Source organism: Pseudomonas sp. TE3910 (assembly GCF_056279025.1).
This window is the reverse complement of sequence record NZ_JBWBQN010000001.1, coordinates 379712-397043: the sequence shown is the minus strand read 5'-3', so window position 1 is coordinate 397043 and position 17332 is coordinate 379712. Positions and strand designations below refer to the sequence as shown.

The window sequence follows — 17332 nt, the reverse complement described above, 5'->3', positions numbered from 1 at the left end:
CATGACTCATAACAATAAGGCTGACCCTCTCATGCATCAGAAATTCACCCTCGCCACACCCCTTGCGCTCACTGCTGCCCTTCTGCTGGCCAGCACGGCTTCACAGGTTCAGGCCACTGAAGGCGGTATCTCATCCTGGCCGATGGGCATCGAAAACTACGGTATGGGTATCCTGCCGCCACCTGGCACGTACGGCCAGGTGTTCGTCGGCAACTACCTGGCCGACACCCTGCGCGACAACGCCGGCGACAAAGCGGCTGACATCGACCTGCGCGTGACCACCATCGTTCCACGTTTTGTCTGGGTTACCGAGCAGAAGGTCCTAGGTGGCAACCTCGGCTTTCATGCGTTGCTGCCACTCAACGATATCCGCCTGAACGTCAAGAATGGTCCGCACGACCACAAGCGCGGCATCGGTGACGCGCACCTCGGCCCGGTGATCGGCTTCCACCACAGTGACAAGTTCCACACTGCCGTGGGCGTCGACTTCGTGCTGCCTACCGGTAGCGAGTACGACAAGAACGACCTGGTCAACCTGGGCAACAACTACTACACAGTGCAGGCCGTGTATGCTATGACCTACATGGACCCCAACGGCTTCAATGTCGACGTGCGCCTGATGCACGACTACAACTTCGAGAACAAGGACACCCACTACCAGTCTGGCCGCGAACTGCATGCGGACTACACCCTCGGCTGGGGCCTGGGCAACGGCTGGGTACTCGGTGTCGGCGGCCACGCCTATCAGCAGATCAGCGATGACAAATGCAGCGCCTCGAACTGCGCAGCCGCAGCCCTGGTTGACGCCAACGACGGCAACCGTGGCCGCTCCTTCTCGATTGGCCCTGCAGTGCAGTACACCAGCAAGAACGGCTGGTCGCTGAGTGCCAAGTGGCAGGACGAATCGAGCGTGCGCAACCGCGCCGAAGGCCAGACATACTGGCTGAAGTTCACCACCGCGCTGTGAGCCGCCCCCGCAGGCCGTAATGAAAACGCCCCGAACCGTACAGGTTGCGGGGCGTTTTTAATCGCATTACAGGACTTCAACCACCCTTGAGGCGGTAACTGACCTGAGCTCGGCTCATGCCGAGCATCTGTGCGGCTGCAGTCACATTGCCACCGGAGCGTTCCAGCGCCAGGCGCACCAGGCGCAGTTCGATCTCTTCCAGCGAGGTGCTCAAGACCCGCTGGCGTCCCGAGACAAAGTCCTGCAGGCTCGCCAACGCCGGCTCCTCGGCCGCACCATCGGCCACAGGCTCAACGGCAGGCTCCGAGACGGGCGATACAGCCCCCTCAGCGGCTCGCGTCGCCGACAGACGCCCCTCGGCAGTCAGGCCGATCGCCGTCGCCATCAGCGGCGCCCCGGCTTCGGTCAGGTGCACAACGTCCATCACCTCGCCGTCACCAGCAGCAATCACACCGCGCTCGATAAGGTTCTGCAGCTCGCGGATATTGCCCGGGAAACGGTAGGTCAGCAGTGCATTGACCAAGCGCGTGCTGAAACCGGCCAACTGACGACCATGACGCTGGCTGAAGATACGCAGGAAGTAGCTCATCAACAGCGGAATATCTTCGCGACGTTCACGCAGCGGCGGCAAGTGAATCGGGAAGACGTTCAGTCGATAGAACAGGTCTTCACGGAAACGTCCGGCTTCGACTTCACGGCGCAAGTCCAGGTTGGTGGCGGCGATCACCCGTACGTCGACCGCGATTGGCGCCGTACCCCCTACCCGCTCGATCTCGCCTTCCTGCAAGGCACGCAGAATCTTGCTCTGCGCACTGAGGCTGAGCGTGGCGATTTCATCAAGGAACAAGGTACCGCCATCAGCCCGCTCGAAACGCCCGGGCCGCGAACGGTCAGCCCCGGTGAAGGCCCCGCGCTCGACACCAAACAGCTCGGCCTCCACCAGGTTCTCTGGCAGGGTTGCGCAGTTCAAGGCCACCAGTTGCGTGTGGTGCCGCGAACTGGCCTGATGCAAGGTACGTGCAAACAACTCCTTGCCCACGCCAGACTCGCCGGTCAGCAGGACTGTGGCCTGGGTGTCGGTGCTACGCGTTGCAACAGCTGACTGGCCGCGACAAAGGCAGCGGAAATCCCCACCAGCTGTTTACCCTCAGGCGGTACGTCGAGCTCGGCGAGGGTCGTCTCGGTACCTGAGCTGTAGGCACTGCGGCTCAGGAAGTCGCCCGCGTCCAGATACGCCAGGTCGACGTCGATATCCTCCCACTGCTCGGCCGGCTTGCCGACGATGCGGCAGGCCTGGTGGCCCATGGCGCGGCACTCCTCCTCGCGAAAGACCACCAGACGCCCGAGCAGCGACGAGGCATAGCCGCTGGCATAGCCGATCTCCATCCAACAGGCCGGTTCGCCACCCAAACCGTAGACCGCAATGTGTTCATCGTCCTCCAGGGAGTTGTGCCAGAGGAATTCGGAGTAGAAGTGCCCGGCGCTGGAATCGATCTCGAAACGCACGACCTCGACATTGACCATGCCCTCAAGCATATGCAACCGCGGCCCGGCGCTGTAGAGGCTGGCGTGATCACCCTCGGGCCATTGCTCGCTGACCTGCGCAGCATCGCGTGCACCGGCTTGCCAGCCGATACGCGTGAGCAAGCCACGCGCCTTGTCAAACCCCAACGCGTCAATCAGTTCACGGCGAATAGCCCCGAACGCAGAGCCCTGCAGCAGCATCATGCGCTGGCCGCACAGCCAGATGCTGCCATCCTGTGGGGCGAAGGCCACGGTTTCAGCCAGTTGTTCAGCGGAAGGCAAACCACTGGCACCGAACTGGCTGGCCCGATCAACGATCAGGCGCTTCTGTCGACCGAGTAACTGCTTGAGAAAATCCTCATCCGCAGGACGGCCGGTCTTGCTGGTTGTTGTTGTACGAGTCATAGGCAATCAACAGAAGGCAGATAAGTAGCCTTTCAGTATGCCCAGCCCCCCCGTCGGGTCAATCGGCAGGCAGACGACTAGCCCCCCCCTTCAGGCACTTTCGTCCGATAACCGCACAATTTCTCTTCATTCAGCGCACTGCCGAGCTTTCGACAGCTTGCGACTTCTCTGCATAAATTTCCGCACCTGCCGCTTCAAACCCTCCTGCCCGCGACATCCTGCTGCGCCTGAAAATTCTCGCAAGATACTGTTTTAAAAGGGAAAAATTAATTTCAAGCCGCGTGGCACGATAATTGTTAGTCACAGGTCACGTGCACATCGATAAAAAAAATACAGGTGACCCCGACATGACCACTGCCCACTTCGCGCTTGACACCCGCTGCACCTTGCCGGTGTGGCTAATCTCCTTGTGCGACCTCCCGGACAGTGCCCTCGGTGCCCTCCATCAGCTTCAAGGCTGAACCGTAACCCTGCGTACCACGACCAGCCGGAAGCCTTCGGCCAGCGGCGCTCAAGCCGCTGATGGATGACCTTTCGGTTCTATAAGAGAGAACATCATGACCGCTACTCGCCCTGCCTATCAGAACCTTGACTTGCAGCCGCTCGCCGGAGAATGGCGTGCCGGCAGCGCCGGTCGCTCGCTGGAAGTGTTCGACCCCTTCGCCCAACAGCGTTTGCTGGACATTCCCCTGGCCAATCGTGAAGACCTGGACGCGGCCTACTGCAAGGCACGCGAAACCCAGGCCGAGTGGGCAAGCAAAGGGCCCGCCGCGCGCGCCCAGGTGCTGCTCAATGCGGTGAAGATCTTCGACGAACGCCGCGAAGAAATCATCGACTGGATCATCCGGGAGTCCGGCAGTACTCGCATCAAGGCACAGATCGAGTGGGGCGCCGCCCGTGCCATCACCCTGGAGTCGGCCAGCCTGCCGAGCCGCGTACACGGGCGCATCATTGCGTCGAACATCCCGGGCAAGGAAAGCCGCGTCTACCGCATGCCACTGGGCGTGATCGGTGTCATCAGCCCGTGGAACTTCCCCCTGCACCTGACCGCCCGCTCACTGGCACCCGCCCTGGCCCTGGGCAACGCTGTGGTGGTCAAACCGGCCAGCGATACCCCGGTCACCGGCGGCCTGCTGCTGGCGCGTATTTTCGAAGAAGCCGGCCTGCCAGCTGGCGTACTCAGCGTGGTTGTGGGTTCTGGCGCAGAAATCGGCGATGCCTTTGTCGAGCACCCGGTACCGGCGTTCATCTCGTTCACCGGCTCCACTCAGGTTGGGCGCAACATCGGCCGCATTGCCAGCGGCGGCGAACACCTCAAGCACGTTGCCCTCGAGCTGGGCGGCAATAGCCCGTTCGTGGTCCTGGCCGACGCTGATGTCGAGCAGGCCGTCAATGCCGCCGTGGTGGGCAAGTTCCTGCACCAGGGGCAGATCTGCATGGCGATCAACCGCATCATCGTCGAGCAGCCACTGCTGGAAGCCTTCACCCGCCGCTTCGTCGAGCGCGTCAAAGCCCTGCCCTACGGCGACCCGAGCAAGGCCGAAACCGTGGTGGGCCCGGTGATCAACGCCAAGCAACTGGCCGGCCTGCAGGAGAAGATCAACACGGCCATCGCCGAAGGCGCCACGCAGCTGGTCGGCGCACAAGCCCAGGGCAATGTAATGCCACCGCACGTGTTCGGCGACGTGACCGCCGACATGGAGATCGCCCGGGAAGAAATCTTTGGCCCACTGGTCGGCATTCAGTCCGCCCGTGATGCCGAGCATGCCCTGGAGCTGGCCAACCGCAGCGAGTACGGCCTGTCCAGCGCGGTGTTCACCTCCAGCCTGGAGCGCGGCGTGCAGTTCGCCCAGCGTATTCATGCCGGCATGACCCACGTCAACGACATCCCGGTCAATGACGAACCCAACGCACCGTTCGGTGGCGAGAAGAATTCCGGCCTTGGCCGCTTCAATGGCGACTGGGCCATTGAAGAGTTCACCACTGATCACTGGATCACCCTGCAACACGCCCCTCGTCCGTATCCATTCTGATCCGGCCCAAGGCTCCCATGAACCAACCTACCAATAAAAAAATGGAGTACGAAATGTCATCACTCCTCAACAGCTCAGCTGTGAAACGGACTTTCGCTGCTTGCTTCGCCCTGCCTTTTGTTGTGCTTGCCGGTAATGCCGCCGCCGATGGTGATGGCGTCTGGAAAGGCGGAGAAAACGTCTACGCCAAGGTTTGCGGCCACTGCCATGAAAACAAGGTCGGCCCGGTGATCAAGGGTCGCCAACTGCCACCGGCGTACATCACCGCCGTGGTGCGCAACGGCTTCCGCGCCATGCCGGCCTTCCCCGCTTCGTTCATCGACGACAACTCGCTGCAACAGGTCGCCGACTACATTTCCAAAGCGTCTGCGCCAGCGGCCAAACCTTAAGGAGCGCGTCATGAACGTCGAACGTCGTTTCCTGCTCAAGGGTATGGCCCTGGGCGGCTTGGCCGGTGTTGCCATGGGCAGTTCCAGCCTGGCCATGGCCAACACCATGCTCGGCGGCCAGGCCCGGCCGGCGCTGCCAACCCTGGCCTTGGTCAGTGGCAATGTCGCTGAGTCGGCCTTCCTCCAGGGGATCAACGCCAGCCCAGCCGCCAGGCAGGTCAGTGTGCAGCGCACCGACCTCAGCCTGGACTTCATCCTCGGCTTGGAAAAGCGCCTGCGCAGTGGCCAGCCGCAACGCATCATTGGCCTGGTCGACGATGCCAGCGCCGCGCTGATCGTAGACCTGGCGCGCAGCACAGGTGCCCGGGTGCAATGGCTGGGCCAGCACAACGCAACGGCCACCGCCTCGCAGCACCGCCTGCTCAGTGCCCAAGCGGCCAGCGGCTGCGCCCCGCAGCTGGGCCTGCAGTTGAACGCCTGTGGCACCGGGTTCAGCCTCAGCGAGCAGCGCCTGCATGGCAACAAAGCCCCCCTGCAGATGGGCGCCGCCAGCCGTAACCGCGCCGGTTCCGAGCAATGGGCCGCCACGCTCGGCTACGCCCTGGCAGTAATGGGCAGCGCCGACAGCGGACAGGCACCTCTGGTGGCCAGCCGCCCATCGCCGTTGACCGGCAATTTCGTTTCGTTCTCGATCGAAGCTTGAAGGAGCTAACAGATGACTGAGCAAACCAACAACACCCTGCTCCCGCGCGGCGTCGATGCTGCCAACTTCCAACAAGCCATCGCCAAGTTCCGTAAGCTGCTGGGCGAGGACAATGTTCTGGTCAAGGACGATCAACTGATCCCCTACACCAAGATCATGATGGCCGTGGACAACGCCGAACACACGCCATCCGCCGCCGTCACCGCCACCACCGTCGAGCAGGTGCAAGGCGTGGTGAAGATCTGCAACGAACACAAGATTCCGGTATGGACCATCTCCACCGGCCGTAACTTCGGCTACGGTTCGGCGGCGCCAGGCCAACGCGGCCAGGTGATCCTCGACCTGAAGAAGATGAACAAGATCCTGCATGTCGACCCAGAGCTGTGTACGGCACTGGTCGAACCGGGCGTGACCTACCAGCAGTTGTACGACTACCTGCAGGAAAACAAACTGCCGCTCATGCTGTCGTTCTCCGCGCCGTCGGCCATCGCCGGCCCGCTGGGCAACACCATGGACCGTGGCGTGGGCTACACCCCCTACGGTGAACACTTCCTGATGCAGTGCGGCATGGAAGTGGTACTGGCCAACGGTGACGTCTACCGTACCGGCATGGGCGGCGTTAAGGGCGACAAGGCCTGGCAGGTGTTCAAATGGGGCTACGGCCCAACCCTGGACGGCATGTTCACCCAGGCCAACTATGGTATCTGCACCAAGATGGGTTTCTGGCTGATGCCAAAACCACCAGTGTTCAAGCCGTTCGAGATCAAGTTCGAGAACGAGTCGGACATCGCTGAGATCGTCGAATTCATCCGCCCCCTGCGTATTGCCCAGGTCATCCCGAACTCGGTGGTCATCGCCGGCGTACTCTGGGAAGCCTCCACCTGCAACACCCGCCGTGCCGACTACACCACTGAGCCGGGCGCGACCTCCGACGCGATCCTCAAGCAGATCCAGAAAGACAAGAACCTCGGTGCCTGGAACGTGTACGCCGCGCTCTACGGCACTCAGGAACAGGTCGATGTGAACTGGAAGATCGTCACCGGCGCCCTGAAACAGCTGGGCAAAGGCCGCATCGTCACCCAGGAAGAAGCCGGTGACACCCAGCCGTTCAAGTACCGCGCGCAATTGATGTCGGGTGTGCCAAACCTGCAGGAATTCGGCCTGTACAACTGGCGTGGCGGCGGTGGTTCGATGTGGTTCGCCCCGGTGAGCCAGGCCCGTGGCAGCGAGTGCAACAAGCAGCAGGCGCTGGCCAAGAAGATCCTCAACAAGCATGGCCTGGACTATGTCGGCGAGTTCATCGTCGGCTGGCGCGACATGCACCACGTCATCGACGTGTTGTACGACCGCACCAACCCGGAAGAGACCAAGCGCGCTAACGCCTGCTTCGCCGAACTGCTGGATGTGTTCGAGAGCGAAGGTTACGCCGTGTACCGCGTCAACACCGCCTTCCAGGAGCGTGTGGCGCAGAGCTACGGCCCGGTGAAGCGCAAGGTTGAGCATGCACTCAAGCGTGCCCTGGACCCGAACAACATTCTGGCGCCAGGCAAGTCGGGCATCGACCTCGCCAACCCGTTCTGATTGCTCTTGATGCCCCGCCGGCACCTCTCGGCGGGGCGGTTTTTACCGCTAGGAAATACCATGAACTACGCGCAACTGTTCGCTGCCAGTGCCTTGCTGCTGGCTGCCCCTCTGGCCCTGGCTCAGGGCGACGCCGCCCAGGGCAAAACCCTGTTCACCGCCCAGTGCGGCTTCTGTCACAGCCCCGAAGCGGGCAAGAATCTCATGGGCCCAAGCCTGCATGGCGTGTTCGGCCGTGCCAGCGCCCAAGCACCCGCCTTCAGCTACTCTGCCGCACTGCAAGGCGCCAAGCTGCAGTGGAATGAAGCCAACCTGGACAAATGGCTGAGCAGCCCTGCCACCCTGCTGCCGGGCAACATGATGATGTTCCCCGGCCAGGCAGACGCGCAGAGCCGCCAACACCTGATCGCTTACCTGAAAACCTTGAAGTAAGCGCCTTCAGGGCCACCAGGGTGACCATCAGCGCAGCGTTTCCGTAGGTTCTGCCGTCGGTAGGACCATCGCGCATCTGGTCACCCTGTTGCCGCCCACACCTTAAGTCGTACCCCCTGCCTCTTTGGTACTGGAAAGCCCCCGTGTGCTTGACAGCCCGACAGGCCGATCGCAATTCTTGCCGCGCAGAACAGGCCCTCCATAACAACAACAGCGATTGAGTGGCGCTTCACTGCGCCATCGGAACAAGGAGTTCGTCGATGCTTGGCTACTATGCGCAATACAGCAAGGAATACATCGCCACCCTGATGATCGTGACCACGCTTTTCTTCGCGCTGCCGATCTTCATTGCGCCTATTGCCTGGGCCAAAGCCATGCGCTGGACGATCCCGGACCATCAGCACCTGGCCATTTACTTCGGACGCTGCCTTGGCGCATTCATTCTGGTCATTGAAGCCGCCATGCTGCGTTCGGTCATGACCGGCACTAGTTACAGCTACGCCTTCGACCTACTGTTCATGGTCTTCGGCCTGATGTTCGCCGTGCATGTCTATGGCGCACTGAAGCGTATCCAACCGATCACCGAAACCCTGGAAATCGGCTTCTGGGTAATGCTCTTCGTCCTTAATATCCTGTTCTACCCCGCCGCCACCCTCACCCCCTGAAGGCCCTGCGCGAGTGCGGCAGCTGCAGCGCACGCTCTGACAGTACGACCTTTTGCCCATGGTGGTGTCAGCAGCGCAAGCGCACACTGCCTGCAGCTGATGGATCAGCGACCCGTCGCAGAGAGCCCGCCTTACGCGGGCTTTTTGTCGTCTGGTGTCCTGTAGACGGCACCGAGTCCACCTTTCTGACAAATGTCAAAAGGCCCGGACCTGTCTTGGATAGAGTAGTTGCAACGGCTACCTACCCATCGAGACGACCATGAGCAACTCGCAGGACGAGGTCATCGCCTTTCTCTCATGCCCCGGCAACTACCCAGGGCCTGAGCAGCCGGTCATCTGCATAGAGAGCCACGGTTCCAGAGTGTTTCTCCACGCGGATCGAGCCTACAAGCTCAAGCTCGCAGTGGCTTATGCTGCGCTGGATTTCCTGACCCTGGAACGCCGCGAGCAGGCCTGCCGGGCTGAGTTGCGACTCAACAGCCGGACAGCCCCAGACCTGTATTTGCGCCTATGCCCGATCACACGCCAATCAGATGGCCAGCTGGCATTCGACGGTGACGGCCAGGTCGTGGATTGGCTGGTGGTCATGCGGCGCTTTCCTCAGGAAGCGCTGTTCGACCGCATGGCCGTTGAGGGTCGACTGAGCGAGCCGCTGATCACTGAACTGGGAGCGGAGATTGCACGGTTTCATGCCAGCGCCGAGGTTACCCCGGCCTTCGGTCGCGTGGATGACCTGGCCTGGGAGGTTGAAAAGAACCATCGGGAAATGTGCCGCTATCCGCAGCTCTTGGCGATGGACGCGGTCAACGACCTCTACAGTGCCAGCCGTTCGACACTCGACGGCTTGACCCAATGCCTGGAACAGCGCCGACGCGAGGGACGGGTGCGGCGTTGTCATGGCGACCTGCGCTTGGCCAACATCTGTTTGTACAACGGGCACCCGACGTTATTCGACGGTATTGAGTTCAGCGAGCGAATCGCCTGTATCGACAGGCTCTACGACGTGGCATTCGTGTTAATGGACCTGGACCATCATGGCCTGCACCCTCTGGCGGTGTGCCTGTTGAACAGCTATCTGCAACACGGTGACATGAAGGAAGACTGCCGCCCCTTGGCATTCTTTCTTTCATTAAGGGCCGCGACTCGCAGTTTTTCCCTCGCCAACGGCTCAGTGCGCCAGCAGGACTGTGCCTTGCAGCAACTGAAAGCCGATAAAGCCCGGCAATTGCTGCGTCAGGCACAGGGCTACCTGAATGACGAAAGCCCACGTCCGGGAGTACCCACAGCATGTTGAAGAAACCCTATGCCTACCGCGCCAACAGCGCCCAGGCCGCTATTACGCCGTTGCTACGCCATTACGCTGAACCGTTGCCAGCGCTGGAGACAGAAGCCTTCGGCGCGCTGTTTGACCGCTACGCCGATGCGCGGGTGGTCATGATCGGCGAAGCCAGTCATGGCACCTCGGACTTCTATCGGGCCCGTGCGGCGATTACTCAACGACTGATAACCCAGCACGGCTTCAACATCATTGCCGTCGAAGCAGACTGGCCAGATGCCAGCCACGTTGACCGCTATGTGCGCGGGCTGGCACCAACGGCCTGGAAGCGCCATATCTTCAGCCGCTTTCCTACCTGGATGTGGCGCAATACCGAGGTGAAAACCTTTGCCCACTGGCTACACCAGTACAACCACTCGATGGCCCCGGAGCGGCGTGTCGAGTTCCGTGGGCTGGATGTCTACAGCTTGCGCAACTCCATTCGGGAGGTGCTGCACTATCTGGAGGGTGTCGACCCGCTGCTGGCCCATGAAGCGCGGCAACGCTACGGCTGTCTGACCCCTTGGCAGGATGATCCGACCCTGTATGGTCACTTTGTCGAACGTGCAGGTGTAATGCCCTGTGAGCAAGCGGTGGTCGAGCAACTGAACGTCATGTTGGCCAAGCAGTTGGCCGGGCTGGTAAAGGACGATGAAGCCTTTTTCGATGCCCGGCAGAATGCACAAGTCATCCGGGCGGCGGAACAGTACTACCGCGCCATCTATCGTGGTTCGAGCGCCTCCTGGAACCTGCGCGACCGGCATATGTTCGACACCTTGCAGGCGCTGCTCGAACATCGGGGTGCTGAAGCCAAAGCCGTGGTGTGGGCGCACAACTCCCATATCGGCAATGCAAGTGCCACGGAGATGGGCTGGAAGGGACAATTCAACATTGGCCAACTGTGCCGCAGCGCCTATGGTCGGGACGTGGTGCTGATCGGCATGAGCACCGATCAGGGTCAGGTAGCGGCGGCCGATGATTGGGATGGCGACATGCACATCAAGGATGTACGCCCCTCACGTGCCGATAGCTGGGAACAGCAATTTCTCAAGGCCGGCGTGGCCCGCTCATTGACCGACTGGCGTGATCCGCAACGAGAGGATCTGCGCGACGCGCTGTCCATGTCGCTGCTGGAACGGGCCATAGGTGTCATCTACCGCCCGCAGAGTGAACGCGAAAGCCACTATTTTCAGGCGGTACTGGCCGACCAGTTCGACGCAATGGTGTGGTTTGAAAAGACGCTTCCGGTCACAGCGTTGCCACTGCCGAAGTCCCAGAAGCTGGAACCGGAAGACGAGACCTATCCGTTTGGCGTGTAGGGGTCACGCAGCCGCTTCAACAGCGGCTTGCTCCCATAAAACGGTGCCATTCACACGCCAGATTCACGCTGCCAGGCACGCTGCAGCAGGTCGATGACCTCGTCGTCCGATGTCTGGGAAAAGTCCAGGTACCATTGCCCGATCGACACCAGCCACTCAGGCGTGAGCGGGCACACCAGCTCGGTCACTTCACTGCGCAAGGCCTCGGCAGAGTCCAGTGCCGCCACAGGCACGGCAACGACAATGTGCGCCGGGTTGTGTCGCCGTACGGCATGTACCGCAGCCATCATTGTGGCCCCGGTGGCCAACCCGTCATCGACCAGAATCACCACCTGATCCTTGAGGTTCAAGGGCTGTCGCCCTGCCCGGTAGGCGTGCTCGCGGCGTGATAACTCACGGGTTTCCCGTTCGACTACGGCGTCGAGGGTAACCTGATCGATGTGATTGGCTCGCAACACGTCCTCATTGACGATTTGTATACCACCACTGGCAATGGCGCCCATGGCGTATTCCTCATGAGAGGGCACGCCCAGCTTGCGGACCAGCATCACGTCCAGGCGAACCTCAAGAGCGCTGGCGATTTCGTAGGCAACCGGAACACCACCGCGTGGCAGGCCGAGAACAATGACATCATCCCGTTGTGCGAATTGCAGCAGCGGCTCCACCAGGCTTTGGCCGGCAGCCGTTCTGTCACGCAAGGTCATTTGCAACGAAGGACCAGGGTTCATCTGACACCTTCCTAAGGGCTTATCAAGGACGGATCCGCGCTCGTCGTGCCCTTTTGCAACAAATAGTCGACGAGCGTATCCAGGGTTTGTACCTGCTGGTAATCGGCTTCGGGAATGGCGATGCCGACGCGCTTGTTCAAGGCTTCGATAAAGCGAAGCCAGTCCATGGAGTCCAGATCAACCTCTTCGCGCAGTGACCGATCGCTGCGCAGGTGCTCGACCTCCAGCTCTGGCGCGATGCCTTTCAAGGCGTTCAGAACCTCACTGCTGATCAATTGTCGATCCATGTGTGCATGCCTCAAAGGTTCTCGGGTTGTTGTAGCAAATGACCAAGCTCAACGAGAAACCGCGCGCCATAGTGGCCGTCGCTGGCCCGATGATCGGCAGACAGGCTGCTGACGACGGTGGGCATCACGCAGAGTTGCCCCTCACGCACCCAGGGCCGCTCACTGATCCGCCCGAAGCCGACCAGCGCCACCTGGGGCGGGTAGATCACGCCAATGACGGTGTCCACCCCCTGATCGCCAAGCAGCGTCACCGTCAGGCCCGCGCCGCTGAGCTCGGAGCTGCGCAAGGAGCCACTGCGCGTACGCTCCACCAGGCTGGCCAGTTCACTCATCAACTGGGGCAATGACTTGTCAGCGACATCGTGCAAGACCGGCGCAAGCAGGCCGCCCTGGCGCAGCGAGATCGCCACCCCAAGATCACTGCCGGTTGCAGGCTCGAAGGTATTTGTGTCGCGCCAGAAGCCATTGAGCCGGGGGTACGTGCGCAGTGCCAGGGCCACGGCTTTTAACAGCAGTACGCTGGGCAACAAGCGCTCCTGCAACGGACAGTGCGCATTGTGTGCCTGCAGCCAGGTCATGGCGTGGCCCAGCTCAAGGGTCTCGCACAGGTAGTAGTGCGGAATCTCTCGCTTGGAACGGCTCATGGCCATGGCGATGGTTTGACGCATGGCCTGGTTCCGGTCAGGTGGCGTTGCAGCACGAGCGGCCGCTTCGACATCGTCCAGCGTGATCACACCGTGTGGTCCGCTACCGCCAAGCAGCGTGACATCCAGGCCCAGCTCGGCCGCGCGCTTGCGGGCTACCGGGGAAATCCGTGGTCGGCCGGCGACGGCTTTGGGCGTTTCAACCCGTCCATGGCCGCTGCCGGTGGCGGTGCTGCCGGTGGCGGTGAGTGGCGCGCTTTGTGCCTGCTCACCTGGCGCCAGCAACAGCGCGATCGGTGTGCCGACCGGTACCTTGGTGCCAACCTCAATCAACAATTGCGCGACCGTAGCGTCATGCCAACACTCAACCTCTACGGCAGCCTTGGCCGTGTCGACAACAGCAATCACCTGACCTCGCTTGACCACTTCACCCGGCTGGACCTTCCACTCCAACAAGGTGCCTTCATCCATGTCGGCACCGAGTGACGGCAGATTGAACTCGATCATGGTGTGCGCCCCCAGTTCTGCCTGCGCGCGCGACACGTTGCGCTATGCATGTTCACGACCCCCGACACAGTTCATGGGCGGCGGCGACGATTGTCGCGACTTGTGGCAGCGAGGCTTCTTCGAGGTGCCGGGCATAGGGAATGGGTACCTCGGCACTGCACACCCTTGAGGGTGGCGCATCCAGCTCGAAAAAAGCCTGTTCGACGATCCGTGTAATGATTTCGGCAGCCAGGCTGCCACTGCGCCAGCCCTCATCGACAACCAGTGCGCGATGGGTCTTGCCAACTGAGGACATGAGGGTGGCGTCATCCAGAGGACGCAGCACGCGCAGGTCGATGACCTCGCAATCAATGCCCTCGCCGGCCAGTTGCTCGGCTGCCTTCAGCGCTTTGCCGAGCGTGCCGCCATAGGCAATCAGGGTCAGGTCCTTGCCTGTTCGGCGGACCTTCGCGCTGCCGATATCCACGTGTTGCCAATCACCTGGGTCACCTTCGAGGTTGTAGAGTTGAGCATGCTCGAAGATCAGCACCGGATCCGGGTCCTGCAGCGCTGGCCAGAGCATGCCGCGAGCATCCTCGACGGTCGCCGGTGCAAGAATTTTCAACCCAGGGATATGGGCGTACCAGCCTTCCAGGCTGTGCGAATGCTGTGCGGCCAGTTGGCGCCCGGCACCCGTCGCCATACGCACCACCAGCGGCACGGAAAACTGCCCACCGGACATATGCCTCAAGGCCGCCGCTGTGTTCATCAGCGGGTCCAGGGCGAGCAAACTGAAGTTGACCGTCATGATCTCGACGATCGGGCGCATGCCGCCCAGCGCCGCGCCGATACCGGCGCCCACGAACCCCAGCTCGGACAAGGGCGTGTCGCGAATGCGTTCGGGCCCGAACGCCTCAAGCAACCCCTTGGAGACGGCATAGCTGCCACCGTAACGCCCCACGTCCTCACCCATCAGGAACACCCGGGAATCCTTTTGCAACGCGTCGCGCAAGGCCTCGCGCAGGGCTTCGCGGTAGGTCATGGACGGGCTCATGGCGCAGCCTGCGGGGTATGCACATCGCGGTACAGATCCTCAAGCGGCTCCAGGCTCCCGGCCTCGGCATCGGCAATCGCGGCCTCCACTTGCGCCTCCACCTGGGCCGCGATCGCGAGAAAACCGGCTTCGTCAACCACGCCCTGCGCCTTGAGCCGTGCGCTGTAGGTGTGGATCGGCCCGCGTGCCTTCCATTGCTCCACTTCCGCCTTGTCGCGATACAACTCCGGGTCGAACATGGAATGTGCGCGAAATCGATAGGTCTGAAACGCCAGGAAGTAAGGACCACGCCCTGCCCGGACATGCTCAAGGGCTGCGCTCGTGGCTTGATGCACGGCAATCACGTCCATGCCATCCACAGACTGAGTCGCGACCTTATAGGCCGCAGCCTTGGCGCACAGGTCAGTTTGCGATTGTGAGCGCGACAACGCAGTACCCATGGCATAGAGGTTGTTTTCGCAACAAAACAGTACGGGCAGTTGCCAGAGAGCCGCCAGGTTCATTGACTCATGAAAAGCACCCTCTGCCATCGCCCCTTCACCGAAGAAACACACCGAGACATCGGTCTTTCCCTGCATGCGGTCGGCCAGGGCCAGGCCGACCGCCAGCGGCAAACCACCCGCGACAATCGCGTTGCCGCCGTAGAAACGGGTCTTGGCATCGAACAGGTGCATCGAGCCGCCGCGGCCGCGTGAGCATCCCTCCTGATGCCCATACATCTCGGCGAAAATAGCCTGCATCGGCACCCCTTTGAGCAACGCGTGACCATGCTCACGGTAGGTCGAGACCACCGCATCGTGGGCGCCAAGTGCATGCATGACGCCAACAGCCACCGCCTCTTCACCGATGTAAAGGTGCAGGAAACCGCGAATTTTTCCTTCGCCATAGAGTTCGGCGGCGCGCTCCTCGAAACGGCGGATACGCAGCATGTCACGGAGCAAGGCAAGCAGCACATCGTCTGCATAGGGCAACGGCTGCGGGCTCATGACGGGTTCTCCAGGCTGGAGGTGTCACCTTCGGGCAAGCCCAGTTCCCTTGCCTTGAGCAGGCGCCGCATGAGCTTCCCGCTGCGGGTGTGTGGCAGTTGCGCGACGAACTCCAGCTCCTTGGGCGCGACCACCGCGCCCAATCGCTTACGCCCGTGACCAAGCAATTCGTCATGCAATTGCGGGCTGGCTGTGAAGCCGCTTTTGAGGGAGACAAAGGCCTTCACGGTTTCACCCAACAAAGGGTCGGGCTTGCCGATCACCGCCGCTTCCGCCACGGCCGGGTGCTCCATGAGCGAGCTCTCGACTTCGAACGGGCCGATCAGGTGTCCGGCTGACTTGATCACATCGTCGCTACGGCCAATGAACCAGTAATAGCCATCAGCATCCCGACGCACCAGGTCACCGCTCAGGTACCAGTCACCGACGAAACACTGGCGGTAACGCGCTTCCTGTCCGAGATAGGCACGAAACATCGCAGGCCACGGCTGTTTCAGGGCCAACTCGCCGACCTCTTCATCTGCCAGGAAGCACAAGGTGCCATCTGCATTGAGCGAGACAATCGCGGCGTCCACGCCCGGCAGCGGCTTGCCCATGGAGCCGGGCTTGATGTCCATCGACACGGTGTTGGCAATCATGATGCCGCCCGTTTCGGTCTGCCACCAATTGTCATGGATCGGCAGGCCCAACACTTCCTTGCCCCACCAGACCGCTTCTGGGTTAAGCGGCTCGCCAACGCTGGCAATGAACCGCAAACAGTCAAAATGATGGTTGTGCGCCAGTGCTGCGCCGGCCTTCATCAGTAAACGGATCGCCGTCGGTGCCGTGTACCAGACCGTAATCCGCTGGGCTTCAAGCATGCAGTACCAGCGCTCGGCGTCGAACTCGTTGCTGTCGACCACGCTGGTCACCCCCAGCAACAGGGGCGCGAAGATGCCATAGGAGGTACCCGTGACCCAGCCAGGATCGGCGCTGCACCAATAGATATCATCAGGGTGCAGATCCAACGCGTACTTGCCCGTGACCCGGTGAGTCAACGCCGCGCCATGAACATGCAGCACCCCCTTGGGCGTGCCCGTCGTGCCACTGGTGAAGTGCAAAAGCGCAGGGCTGTCAGGGGTAGTCTGGGCAACCGGGAACTGCTCATCGGCCTCGTCCAGCAACGGCTGCAAGCGGAGTGTGCCGGCCAACGGCTCGATCTCGGCGCCCTGCTCGTCATAGAGCAGCACATGCCGGAGCGCGGGCAAGCGCTCACGAATGGCCGCGACCTTACGTCGATAGAGCGCTTCAGTGGTCAACAGCACGCGGCCCTCGCCAAGGCGCAGGCGCGTTTCGATCGGCTCGGGACCAAATGCGCAGAACAGTGGCGACACCACGCAACCAAGCTTCAAGCCGCCAAGCACGCCGAGGTACAACTCCAGCCCTCGGTTACACAGCATGAACACACGCTCGCCCCGCTGCACACCCAAGCGGTTCAGCAGGCTGGCAAAACGATTGCTCAGCAGGCTCAGTTGGGCATAGCTGATGTTTCGGCAACCGCCGTTACGTTCAACCAGCCGCAATGCCGTATGCTCCCGGCGCTCGCCCAGCGCATGCCGGTCAACGGCCTCGAAGGCGAGGTTCAACCCTCCGCCCGGCAATCCGGCCAACTCGGCTGCTTGCGCCTGCCAGGAAAACCTTTCCCGGGCTTGCCTGCTATCGAGCCAATTCGGTGTCACCGGGCACTCGCCCATGGTTTTGGTGATAAGCGTCGGATGCATGATTGACCTCTTGAGTGCCCTGCCCGGTTAACGCAAAGCCCCCTCCTGAGCGAC

At 61.6% G+C, this 17332-nt stretch carries 15 protein-coding genes and 1 pseudogene; 9 read left to right on the top strand and 7 right to left on the bottom strand.

The features are described from left to right. The first annotated feature begins 31 nt into the window (after positions 1–31). Entirely contained in the window at positions 32–967 is a 936-nt protein-coding gene (locus ACZ9H3_RS01780) for a SphA family protein (protein WP_476219228.1), read from the top strand. A gap of 76 nt (positions 968–1043) precedes the next feature. Here ACZ9H3_RS01780 and ACZ9H3_RS01775 read toward each other — a convergent pair. Further along, positions 1044–2896: pseudogene (locus ACZ9H3_RS01775) on the bottom strand (sigma 54-interacting transcriptional regulator). 557 nt (positions 2897–3453) lie between these two features. On the opposite strand from ACZ9H3_RS01775, the gene pchA reads away from it, so the two are divergent. The 8 genes from pchA (at position 3454) to ACZ9H3_RS01735 (ending at position 11333) form a co-directional block, all read left to right on the top strand. Beyond that, positions 3454–4929, top strand: coding sequence for a 4-hydroxybenzaldehyde dehydrogenase (gene pchA / locus ACZ9H3_RS01770; protein ID WP_476219226.1), 1476 nt, complete (start codon positions 3454–3456; stop codon positions 4927–4929). Between the two features lie 53 nt (positions 4930–4982). Further along, positions 4983–5318: a c-type cytochrome gene (locus tag ACZ9H3_RS01765; RefSeq protein WP_065760041.1), complete on the top strand. Its 336-nt coding sequence runs from the start codon at positions 4983–4985 to the stop codon at positions 5316–5318. 10 nt (positions 5319–5328) lie between these two features. Next, positions 5329–6021, top strand: coding sequence for a hypothetical protein (locus ACZ9H3_RS01760; protein WP_065760040.1), 693 nt, complete (start codon positions 5329–5331; stop codon positions 6019–6021). Between the two features lie 12 nt (positions 6022–6033). Then, positions 6034–7602: an FAD-binding oxidoreductase gene (locus ACZ9H3_RS01755; protein WP_476219223.1), complete on the top strand. Its 1569-nt coding sequence runs from the start codon at positions 6034–6036 to the stop codon at positions 7600–7602. A gap of 60 nt (positions 7603–7662) precedes the next feature. Further along, positions 7663–8034 (top strand): c-type cytochrome, encoded by a 372-nt coding sequence (locus ACZ9H3_RS01750; RefSeq protein ID WP_065760038.1) that lies wholly within the window; start codon positions 7663–7665, stop codon positions 8032–8034. A gap of 260 nt (positions 8035–8294) precedes the next feature. Beyond that, on the top strand, positions 8295–8699 hold the full coding sequence (locus tag ACZ9H3_RS01745; RefSeq protein WP_476219221.1) for a hypothetical protein: 405 nt from the start codon (positions 8295–8297) through the stop codon (positions 8697–8699). 259 nt (positions 8700–8958) lie between these two features. Then, positions 8959–9993, top strand: coding sequence for a phosphotransferase (locus ACZ9H3_RS01740; protein WP_330523100.1), 1035 nt, complete (start codon positions 8959–8961; stop codon positions 9991–9993). Then, complete coding sequence (locus ACZ9H3_RS01735) at positions 9987–11333, top strand: erythromycin esterase family protein (RefSeq protein ID WP_476219218.1); 1347 nt, start codon at positions 9987–9989, stop codon at positions 11331–11333. Before ACZ9H3_RS01740 ends, ACZ9H3_RS01735 begins: the two co-directional genes overlap by 7 nt. A 50-nt stretch (positions 11334–11383) precedes the next feature. On the opposite strand, the gene ACZ9H3_RS01730 is transcribed toward ACZ9H3_RS01735, so the two are convergent. From ACZ9H3_RS01730 to acsA, 6 genes are read right to left on the bottom strand one after another with little or no spacing between them, the layout of a single operon-like run. Continuing rightward, complete coding sequence (locus ACZ9H3_RS01730; RefSeq protein ID WP_476219216.1) at positions 11384–12061, bottom strand: phosphoribosyltransferase; 678 nt, start codon at positions 12059–12061, stop codon at positions 11384–11386. 11 nt (positions 12062–12072) lie between these two features. After that, complete coding sequence (locus ACZ9H3_RS01725) at positions 12073–12348, bottom strand: acyl carrier protein (RefSeq protein WP_102053455.1); 276 nt, start codon at positions 12346–12348, stop codon at positions 12073–12075. Positions 12349–12359: 11 nt separating this feature from the next. Next, the gene (locus tag ACZ9H3_RS01720; RefSeq protein ID WP_476219213.1) at positions 12360–13499 is read right to left on the bottom strand and encodes a dihydrolipoamide acetyltransferase family protein; all 1140 of its coding nucleotides are present in this window, start codon (positions 13497–13499) and stop codon (positions 12360–12362) included. 52 nt (positions 13500–13551) lie between these two features. Further along, complete coding sequence (locus tag ACZ9H3_RS01715; protein WP_476219211.1) at positions 13552–14520, bottom strand: alpha-ketoacid dehydrogenase subunit beta; 969 nt, start codon at positions 14518–14520, stop codon at positions 13552–13554. 8 nt (positions 14521–14528) lie between these two features. After that, positions 14529–15518 carry a pyruvate dehydrogenase (acetyl-transferring) E1 component subunit alpha gene (gene pdhA / locus ACZ9H3_RS01710; RefSeq protein WP_330523095.1) on the bottom strand — a complete coding sequence of 330 codons (990 nt, stop codon included), beginning with the start codon at positions 15516–15518 and terminating at the stop codon, positions 14529–14531. Next, entirely contained in the window at positions 15515–17278 is a 1764-nt protein-coding gene (gene acsA, locus ACZ9H3_RS01705) for an acetate--CoA ligase (protein ID WP_476219208.1), read from the bottom strand. Before acsA ends, pdhA begins: the two co-directional genes overlap by 4 nt. Positions 17279–17332 lie beyond the last annotated feature (54 nt).

Coding starts and splice junctions, on each gene's coding strand:
- ACZ9H3_RS01730 (WP_476219216.1), bottom strand. CDS start 12,061: ATGAACCCTGGTCCTTCGTTGCAAATGACCTTGCGTGACAGAACGGCT.
- acsA (WP_476219208.1), bottom strand. CDS start 17,278: ATGCATCCGACGCTTATCACCAAAACCATGGGCGAGTGCCCGGTGACA.
- ACZ9H3_RS01750 (WP_065760038.1), top strand. CDS start 7,663: ATGAACTACGCGCAACTGTTCGCTGCCAGTGCCTTGCTGCTGGCTGCC.
- ACZ9H3_RS01760 (WP_065760040.1), top strand. CDS start 5,329: ATGAACGTCGAACGTCGTTTCCTGCTCAAGGGTATGGCCCTGGGCGGC.
- ACZ9H3_RS01720 (WP_476219213.1), bottom strand. CDS start 13,499: ATGATCGAGTTCAATCTGCCGTCACTCGGTGCCGACATGGATGAAGGC.
- ACZ9H3_RS01735 (WP_476219218.1), top strand. CDS start 9,987: ATGTTGAAGAAACCCTATGCCTACCGCGCCAACAGCGCCCAGGCCGCT.
- ACZ9H3_RS01765 (WP_065760041.1), top strand. CDS start 4,983: ATGTCATCACTCCTCAACAGCTCAGCTGTGAAACGGACTTTCGCTGCT.
- ACZ9H3_RS01740 (WP_330523100.1), top strand. CDS start 8,959: ATGAGCAACTCGCAGGACGAGGTCATCGCCTTTCTCTCATGCCCCGGC.
- ACZ9H3_RS01715 (WP_476219211.1), bottom strand. CDS start 14,520: ATGACCTACCGCGAAGCCCTGCGCGAGGCCTTGCGCGACGCGTTGCAA.
- pchA (WP_476219226.1), top strand. CDS start 3,454: ATGACCGCTACTCGCCCTGCCTATCAGAACCTTGACTTGCAGCCGCTC.
- ACZ9H3_RS01755 (WP_476219223.1), top strand. CDS start 6,034: ATGACTGAGCAAACCAACAACACCCTGCTCCCGCGCGGCGTCGATGCT.
- ACZ9H3_RS01780 (WP_476219228.1), top strand. CDS start 32: ATGCATCAGAAATTCACCCTCGCCACACCCCTTGCGCTCACTGCTGCC.
- pdhA (WP_330523095.1), bottom strand. CDS start 15,518: ATGAGCCCGCAGCCGTTGCCCTATGCAGACGATGTGCTGCTTGCCTTG.
- ACZ9H3_RS01725 (WP_102053455.1), bottom strand. CDS start 12,348: ATGGATCGACAATTGATCAGCAGTGAGGTTCTGAACGCCTTGAAAGGC.
- ACZ9H3_RS01745 (WP_476219221.1), top strand. CDS start 8,295: ATGCTTGGCTACTATGCGCAATACAGCAAGGAATACATCGCCACCCTG.